The 1,282-nt window shown below is 54.8% G+C and carries 2 protein-coding genes and 2 pseudogenes; all 4 read left to right on the top strand.

Going from position 1 to position 1,282, the window contains the following annotated elements:
* A pseudogene (locus ABUA47_RS23335) lies at positions 1 to 234 on the top strand (lysozyme); the annotation flags it as partial.
* A gap of 15 nt (positions 235 to 249) precedes the next feature.
* A complete protein-coding gene (locus tag ABUA47_RS23330; RefSeq protein WP_007562505.1) occupies positions 250 to 639 on the top strand; it encodes a hypothetical protein in 390 nt (129 codons plus the stop codon).
* Between the two features lie 28 nt (positions 640 to 667).
* The gene (locus ABUA47_RS23325) at positions 668 to 1,147 is read left to right on the top strand and encodes a hypothetical protein (RefSeq protein ID WP_007562503.1); all 480 of its coding nucleotides are present in this window, start codon (positions 668 to 670) and stop codon (positions 1,145 to 1,147) included.
* Positions 1,089 to 1,282: pseudogene (locus ABUA47_RS23320) on the top strand (hypothetical protein); the annotation flags it as partial. The gene ABUA47_RS23325 and the pseudogene ABUA47_RS23320, both read left to right, overlap by 59 nt.

Genomic DNA, 1,282 nt, shown 5'->3' with positions numbered 1-1,282 from the left:
GGGTACAACAGCGTGAGCCGCCACATTGTGTATGCCGGCGGTGTGGCCAAGGACGGCAAGACCCCGAAGGACACCCGCACCGGCTGCCAGAAAAAGGCACTGGAGAAGTATGTGAAGGACTTCCATCGCAGATTCCCGGATGTGCGCATTGTGGGACACAACGAGCTGGCGGCCAAAGCCTGCCCCAGTTTCGATGTACAGAAATGGCTGAAAGAAATAGGTATTAACCAATAATAAAAGAAGCAATCAATGAAACGAATTATGCTGTTTATGATGCTGATGCTGGGAACAGTATCGGCTGTGATGGCCCAAGGGGCCGATGTTCCGGCAACGGACTATGACGCAATGATTGGCACCTTTGCCGGTTTCGTCGGCGGTGTGGTGGTGCTTACTGAAGGGTTGAAAGGTTTGTTCCCTAACATGAAAGGCTGGGTGACGCAGCTGGTGAGCTGGTGTGTGGGCTTGGTGTGCGCGATGCTACTGTGGTGGCTTGATGCCGGATTTGTGAGTGATGTGAGCTGGGACATTGCCTTGCTCTATGGTTTTGGTGCCTCACTTGTAGCCAATGGGGTAGCCGACACGGGACTGGTGCAATGGGTTATCGGACTATTCCGAAAGAAACGCGAGGAAGCAGAATAAAAGGTTGACTGACTAAAAAACGGGTGGTATGGACTTTAGCGAGATCATGAACATTATTCTTAGCGGCGGCCTTGTGGGCACTGCAGCAGCCATCGGTTCCCTGCGTGCTACGGTGAGGAAAGCGAAAGCGGAAGCGATGAAAGCCGAAGCCGACGCAGAGGGTGTGCGTGTGGATAACGCAGAACATGCCACCCGCGTTTTGGTGAGCAATATTGTGGTACCCTTAAAAGAAGAACTGAATGCAACAAGAAAAGACCTGCAGGCCAACAAGCGCGAAATGGCGCGACTGCGCAAGGCCATTGACACTGCCAACAGTTGCCGCCATCATGATGACTGTCCTGTGCTTGGCGGGCTGCGCAAGCAGCAGGAAGAGCACGACGGTGGAGAAGATACAGACGGAATCGGCAAGCACCGACAGCGCGAGCGGAAGCCGACGGGCGGGACTGGTGATGGCGGGTATACCGGCGAGTTCGGTGAAGCTGTCTATACCTGCGGACAGCCTCCGTAAACTTCCTGAAGGTGCCGTGTACCGTGGCAAGAGCGGACAGGCGAATCTGACCGTAGGCAGCGACGACAGCGGGAACATCGTGGCCGAAGCCTCGTGTGACAGTCTGCAGCAGCTGGTGCTATGGTATGAAGAAGA

This window comes from Bacteroides sp. RTP31139st1_H2_RTP31139_211217, assembly GCF_040227615.1.
GTDB lineage: Bacteria > Bacteroidota > Bacteroidia > Bacteroidales > Bacteroidaceae > Bacteroides > Bacteroides uniformis.
The sequence above is the reverse complement of the archived record's forward strand: the minus strand, read 5'-3'. Positions and strand labels throughout refer to the sequence as shown.